Origin of the sequence: Massilia frigida, assembly GCF_011682175.1 — a bacterium.
GTDB classification, from domain to species: Bacteria; Pseudomonadota; Gammaproteobacteria; order Burkholderiales; family Burkholderiaceae_D; genus Telluria_A; species Telluria_A frigida.
On record NZ_WHJG01000031.1, the window covers coordinates 87,912 to 94,628 of the forward strand.

The 6,717-nt window shown below is 59.0% G+C and carries 5 protein-coding genes and 1 pseudogene; 1 reads left to right on the plus strand and 5 read right to left on the minus strand.

All coding sequences use genetic code 11. The features are described 5' to 3' along the window. Positions 1–215: 215 nt before the first annotated feature. Complete coding sequence (locus F2P44_RS24610) at positions 216–1,199, plus strand: esterase/lipase family protein (RefSeq protein ID WP_223165099.1); 984 nt, start codon at positions 216–218, stop codon at positions 1,197–1,199. Between the two features lie 419 nt (positions 1,200–1,618). Here F2P44_RS24610 and F2P44_RS36645 read toward each other — a convergent pair. The 5 genes and pseudogenes from F2P44_RS36645 to F2P44_RS24635 form a co-directional block, all read right to left on the minus strand. Then, positions 1,619–2,080, minus strand: a pseudogene (locus F2P44_RS36645) (helix-turn-helix transcriptional regulator); the annotation flags it as partial. A gap of 264 nt (positions 2,081–2,344) precedes the next feature. Further along, positions 2,345–2,725 carry a hypothetical protein gene (locus tag F2P44_RS24620; protein WP_167090274.1) on the minus strand — a complete coding sequence of 127 codons (381 nt, stop codon included), beginning with the start codon at positions 2,723–2,725 and terminating at the stop codon, positions 2,345–2,347. A 219-nt stretch (positions 2,726–2,944) separates the two neighbouring features. Next, a complete protein-coding gene (locus F2P44_RS24625; RefSeq protein WP_167090276.1) occupies positions 2,945–3,160 on the minus strand; it encodes a hypothetical protein in 216 nt (71 codons plus the stop codon). A gap of 654 nt (positions 3,161–3,814) precedes the next feature. Then, positions 3,815–5,206, minus strand: a complete 1,392-nt coding sequence (locus tag F2P44_RS24630; protein WP_167090278.1) for a hypothetical protein — start codon at positions 5,204–5,206, stop codon at positions 3,815–3,817. Positions 5,207–5,235: 29 nt separating this feature from the next. Next, positions 5,236–6,354 (minus strand): alpha/beta hydrolase, encoded by a 1,119-nt coding sequence (locus F2P44_RS24635; RefSeq protein WP_167090280.1) that lies wholly within the window; start codon positions 6,352–6,354, stop codon positions 5,236–5,238. Positions 6,355–6,717 lie beyond the last annotated feature (363 nt).

Consider the following 6,717-nt stretch of genomic DNA (forward strand, 5'->3'; position numbering starts at 1 on the left):
GTCAACAAGAAATGATACACCCAAACAGTTTTATTTCCCCATTGGAAATTAATTTACCCGACCATCCGTGCACACCTTGCGCGCGCAAGCGCGGCGCGGCCCCGCCGTGGCGTGATTTGCCCGGACATTTGCGGCCGGGTACGCAGCCATTGACCCGGGCGCTGGCGCGATCGGCTACACTCGGAAGCCTACGCGTACTTACCCTGGAATAACAAATGATGAAAATTCTCGCAGCGGCCATGGCCATTGCCACCCTTGGCTTGATGACGGGTTGCGCCACGCCGGTGGCGGACGAGCCGGCGCTGCTGACGATCGATGGGTCGCGCTTGCCGCCGGCCAATGTCAGCATGAACATTCCCGGCCTGAGCCAGTGCACCGACAGTGGCGACCACACCCTGAAACTGAACGCCCAGCAACCGGTCACCGTACTGGTGCACGGCTGTTTCAGCTCGGCCGGGCGCTACCGGGGCATGGCCCAGGTGCTGGCCTTTCACGGCCAGCAGACCGCGTGTTTCACTTACAACGACCGCGACAGCTTGCGGGTCAGTGCCGGCCAGCTCGATGCGGCGCTCGGCCAGTTGGCGCGGAACATGGAAAACAAGCAGATTACCGTGCTGGGCCACAGCCAGGGCGCCCTGATCTCGCGCAACGCGATGTCGGTCAGCAAGCCCGATGCCATCGAGGGCAAGGATCTGCAACTGCGCCTGGTGACCGTCTCGGGACCGTTCGGCGGCATCGCGGCGGCACGCCATTGCGGCAGCCCGCTGTGGAAGACGCTGTCGCTGGGACTGGTCGGGCCGGTCTGCCAGATTGTCACGGGCGACAAATGGTCGGAAATTACCTATACGTCGCCCTTCATCCGCGAACCCGGCGCGCTCGATCCGCGCGTCAAGGACTTTCTCAAGATCATGACCGATGAAAGCGGCAGTTGCCGGCGCGTCAGCAACGGCGTCTGCGTCGAATCGGATGCGATTTTTTCGCTGGCGGAACAGCGCAACCCGGCCGTCGACAGCGACCCGCGGGTCAGTATCGTCGAGGTCAAGGCAGGCCATGTCGAAATCGTGGGCAACAACCGCACCGGGCCGGTCAAGCTGATTGCCGTCTTGCAGGAACACGGGGTGATCAAGCCGACCCAGCCGGATCGGCTGGAAAAGTTCGGCCAACTGCTGACGCGCTTGTTCGGAGAGGCGGCCCGCTGAGGCGCGCGCTGCCGCCTTAACCCGGAGGCGGAAAGACCGCGCGGCGTCCATTCACGGCCAGCACGCGCGGCAAGTCCGGTAGCAGTGCCGCCATGGCGCGACGCCAGGTGAGCCAGTCGGGCAAGCAGAGCGCCTCGCGCTCGCCCCAGCCCAGGAGGTGGCGCGCGCTTGCGTCGGGCCAGTTCGCGTGCCATCCAGCCCAGGTCGTCGACCTGGCTGTGCAGCACCACCCCATCGCTCACCGCTTCAAGCACGCTGTGACTGGAAAACGTCATGGCGCACGGCAAGGCGGCGAGCGCTTCGGTCAAATAGGCCAGCGCGTCAAACCCGACCGGCCTGCCAAAACTTGCTGGCAGGACGGAGAGAGTCTCGATGCGATCGAGCCGGAACGAACGCCGGTCCTGGCGCAAGTGGCAATAGCCGACGGCGTACCAGTTGCTTTCCCAAAAAGCCAGTCCGTAGGGATTGACCTCGCGTTCAGTTTGCACCTGATTTGGCACGCGGTAGCGCAGCCGCACACGCTGCTGTGGACCCTGGGCCGCGACGCCCAGTGCAACGAGGATTTCCGGATCGCCCGCCGCGTTGGCGCGCTTCATGTTCAAGGTGACGACTTCGCCAATGGCGCGCATGCGCTGGCGCAGGTGCTCGGGCATGACGCGCTCGAGCTTGGCAAGCGCACCGGCGCCGGCCGATGCCGTCTCCGCCAGGCCAAGATTGCGCGCGGCGAGCAGACCGAGCGCCAGCGCTTCATCGTTGCTGAACATCATCGGCGGCAGCTTGAAACCCTTCATCAGCCGATAGCCGCCGTCGCGGCCACGGTCGGCCAGCATCGGGATGCACAGCGATTCGAGCGCAACGATATAGCCGCGTACCGTGCGCATTCATGCGCTTACGCGCGGTCATCCAGAATGTATGCGAGCTGCCCGTCTCGTGCACAGGCACGATAGGACAACCGTGCCTGTACACGAGGTCACAAAGAAATTGGAATCCATATCCCCTTCTCCTCATCTCCGACTTGATCTTGACGTCGTCGAGATAGATGCGATCACGCGCCGCCGCGTGATCGCTTACGTTTGACAACCTATTCGGATCGTCTGGGCCACGCCGTCACGAGATAGTGACGGCGGCACCTCAATCAACAAGCTTCAGAATGGCGCCCAATAACACGTCGGATTGTTATTCGAGTCCACTTCGATCAAAATAGTACAGTTTGGCGAGTTTTGGCTGGCGGGGAAATTGTATCCGTCAGCATAATTCGATGTTGGACTCCAGCATACTTCGCCGCTACTTTGATCATTATCCCAAAGGCTGACGCTCCAACTGCCGTCGTTTGCGCTGATTGAAATATGATGATCCGCAAAATACTGGCTTCCTGAACAATCTGGCATGCGGATGTAGTCGCCGTCGCTTCCACCCGTGTGGGTAATGGCGTTGGCCGGTAACGCACCTGTATCCCCGTTTGTGCTGGAGAACGACGCAGCAATGTTCGAAGCATTCCCAATTGCCCACAATCTTACATTTGACATTTTTATCACCTTAGTTGATTAAGATTTAACGACGCCCTGCCAATCTCGAGGATGGCATGAGACGGGCCGACAGAGCATCTTCGCTCCCTGGAACCATCCTGCTCATACTTTTGTAGACAGGATGTTTCGAAATGAATGGTAGGAGTATGCAGTTACGTAACACAAGTAACAACCGCGTACCAAGAGTCGGATTCGCTTCGCCGGCAATGCCGCGTTAGCTCATGCACAGACGGCCTTCGCTGCTGCCAGATCGTCGAACTGGTACTGTTCCAATTTCAGTGCGTTCATCGCCCGCTGTTTGGCGAGCACAGGATGCCTAAACACGAACCGACCCGTAGCCGAGTCCCAGTCGAAACGATTGGCGGGGACGTGCTCATGGCCAAGCTTGTACTTTGTCCGATGGAAGCTTACCGCTTGCGCATCCACCACACGCATTGCAAAATCCCCGTCGCGCCCCTTGTTAGCGGCAATGGCGAGGAGGTCATTCTGTGGTGTGTGAGTTTTCGCTCCTCACGCTCGATGCCGAGACGATGTTAACTCTCCCTGAGCGTTTTTTGGCAAGGCTGCTCCCGCAACCCAGTCCTTGCTGGCGGGTGCCGGCTGCAATGCCCGGCGTATGCTCCGCCTCCCGTCCGGCTGGCAAACAGGCTGGCATGATGGACAAGCCCATGGTCAGAGCACAGCCTCGGCAACCGAAGATGTCCAGGCAGTTGTGCGAACAACTGGAGCAGCAAGCCAGCTAAGCCTGGCATGGCTGGTGATGGCATAGCGGCTTGACTTTCGATGGTGCCGGGAACCGCCGCCTGCCGCGCCGTGTATCTGCCACGCAGCGTCCCGTAGCGCGACCGCGTCGCGCGAAATTTTTGTCAACTGCCTGGCGCTACCGCTGCCGCGCCAATTCGGCTCCCGCCATTGGCGCAGTCGGAGCTGGAACGGCGCGTTGTGCCCGACGTGCTCAATAGCCCGGGCGTCGCCAATTGCGTGCCGGCTGCAATCCACCTGCAGTTGCTCGACGAGCGACGTTACATCGGGCGGTGCGCCACCCAAATTGCACAGGGCGCACCCGCCTGCTTGCAGCGATAAACCGGCCTATCGTTCGATTTTAGTTACAGCGCATTTCGCCCCAATCGTCGGCGCGTAGCGATTGAGCCGGGTCAGGGCCGCCGTCACGGCCGGCCGCTTGTGCTTGACGATCGGCGAGCCGAGCGCCTTGAGCGCGGTTTCCACCGCGCTGGCCCTCTCTATGTAGCCTTCCACCACAAAATCGGAACTGGCTTTGGTCAGATCTGCATTCTGCTGCGCAAGTTGGACCTCGAGCGCGCGCTGTGGGTCGCCGTCCGGCGCTGCAGCCAGCGCAGCCTTAGAAGTGAGCAAATCCGTCGCTTTCAAAATGAGCTCTGCCCGACATTGACCTTCCAGCGAGATTTTGACCGGCTTCACTATATCCTTTGACGTGGCAATATCCTGCTTCCATTCAGGATCGCTTTCAAATTCTTTCGACAGCGCCGTCAGCGTATCGGATCGCCGCTGCAAGCGGATCAGGCTGGATTCGAAATGGTCCAGCAACGACTGTGCGCCGCCTTTTTCTTCGGCCCCGGTTGCGCCCAGTGGATTGCCTGCCAGATAGCGCTCGGCCGGAACGATGTTCTGCCATTTGGTCAGTTTCTCAATGACCTCATTCGCATTTGCACCCTGCAAGTCGACCAGCATCTTGGAACGGGCGATCGTGCGTGAGGCGGCGGCCAGTCCAGGCTCATTGTAGTAGCGCACGGCTTCCCCCGCCTCCTGCAGGCCGGCTACGGTGGAACATAAGCCGTGGTAGCGAATCCCATCCTTGACGGCCGCTTCGAGCGGATAACCGACTAAGCTGTCCTTGCGTGCGAGCAGGATCTGTTCGTACGCAGTGCGCCGGCGCGAATCGATACCGGCGACGACCACCTGGATCGCAGCATTGGCAAAGAATGCCTGGCTGTACTCCGCACGGTAGCCGCTGGCCATGCCGGCAATGCCAGCGAGCAGCTTGGAACGATCGATGTTGGTGACTATCGTCGCGGCAACAGACGAACCGGTGGCTGTAAGTCCGGTGAGGAAACTGACGTTCGCCTGCTTCTTTTGCAGCAGCGTTTTAAAATCATTGCAGCGCTGGTCCGAGGCACCGAGGATGCGTTCCTGGATTTCGTTGCGGCGGGCACGTCCGACGTCACCCGTATTCCGGTTCAGTTCGGCGAAGTCGCGGAAGGTCCCATCGATTTCGGCAGCTGCAGCATCGTCGTCCCTCATTTGTTCGAGCGCGCTCATCTTATGGATTTTGCGTACACGCCCTTCCGTTCCGCGAATCAACGACACAAGATTGATCGGCTCAAACTTGGCGCGTTCGACCAGCTGAAATGCGGAGTGTTTGTCCGCGTATTTGTCGTAATCGTCATCGGTGGTGCTGCAGGCGGCAAGCACCAGGCAAAGCAGGAGAGGAGCAAGTTTCACGGGCACTTTCAGGCAAGATTGGAAATGCATCAGTTTGCAAAGACTTCAGGTGAACAACTGTTGGCGACACGCTTTCGGAGGTCGACCAGGCCGAACATACATGTCGTCAGGTCATCATTGGCGAAGTAGTGTGACAAGCCATGTTTTGCGCCGTGCGTAAATTCAAATGCGCGCAGGCGAAAATTCTTCCTGTCCATCTTGATCTGGCGGCGCACATAGTCGACATCGCTGCCAAGGTTTGACGCGCCATACATTTCGGCGGGGAACAGGCCAAGTTTCGAGGTCGCAAAGTCGCTTCGATTGATACCGGCAAACAGCTCCACCGGATGCCTCGTTAGCTGCTCGTTGAGGTCGCAATCGAGATGACCGTTACCGATTGCCGGTGCAAACGCCGCAATTTTGATCGATCGTATATGCGGATTGTGCAGGGGCGCGGCCTGCGTGCCGTAGATATGCCTGTCAAAGACAGGATCGGCCAGCGCCGACAGAACAACGCCGATGCCGCGCGAGTGCGTGACGAAGCGTACATCCACGTCCTTGTCGACGCCATTGAGGATAGTGCGCAATCCATGAATGCCGGCCCTGTTCGAATAGGTCAGCGCCTTGCGCCAGAAGCTCACCGCTGTCATCTCCCACAGCCCATCACGGCGGGGATCGAGCCCGTCCCAGAATACTTCAAGCAGCGCTGCCTGTTCGCGGACGGCCGGATCGATGCGCGCGTTCATCAGGCCAAAGTTAGCTGCGGCGAAGCTGAAATCGTTGTTGAAGCCGTGTACGAGCACAATCAGCATTTTTTTCGATTCCAAACGCTTGTTCAGCCGGGTAATGATGTCGTTTGTAACCGACATTTCCAGCGGTGCGTAGAGTTTGACACCCTTGCCTTCCAACGCGGTCAGCTGAAATCCATTGCCGAGAAGAGGCTCCCAGAAGGGCTGCCGATAATCCACCCAGTCGATCAGGTCTGTCGTGCGGGGATAGATGTTTCCATCCTGATCGAACACGACGCGCAGAGCACTGCTCTCGGGCGCGTCAGCATAATCGCCAGGTGGAATGAGGTGGGTTCCAGCGCAGCCACCAAGGACTGCGGCGGCGACAAGGGAAGCAAGGCGCGCTACGGCGCGGCCCTTGGTATAACGCGCCAGTTCCATAAATTCTCCTTAGTTATATTTCTAATTCGGAGTCATTTGCTGTGGAACTATTCTGGATGAAATAAATGCCAAAAATCTAACGAATTGTCACTTTTGCACAAATTGCGCATTTACCCAAATCGCATTGATACGCTCGGCACCCAGTCGACGGTCCGACTGACAACTGCCGCGCTGTCTCAACGGCTGCCACTCGCCGATCCGGCACAGCATGACTGACGTATCCAGTCGCGCAGCACCTAGGAGTCTGCGCGGCAGAAACTTGATATCATCCATGTCAACCGAGCAAACGCATTTTTGACCGATGACATCAAGCTATCTTCCCTACGAGCCGCAGCAGCAAATGCTGCTGCCCCACGCACTGCA

Bases quoted from the DNA above. Each gene is read 5' to 3' on its own strand.
- F2P44_RS24610 (WP_223165099.1), top strand. From the start codon at position 216: ATGATGAAAATTCTCGCAGCGGCCATGGCCATTGCCACCCTTGGCTTG.
- F2P44_RS24620 (WP_167090274.1), bottom strand. From the start codon at position 2,725: ATGTCAAATGTAAGATTGTGGGCAATTGGGAATGCTTCGAACATTGCT.
- F2P44_RS24625 (WP_167090276.1), bottom strand. From the start codon at position 3,160: ATGCGTGTGGTGGATGCGCAAGCGGTAAGCTTCCATCGGACAAAGTAC.
- F2P44_RS24635 (WP_167090280.1), bottom strand. From the start codon at position 6,354: ATGGAACTGGCGCGTTATACCAAGGGCCGCGCCGTAGCGCGCCTTGCT.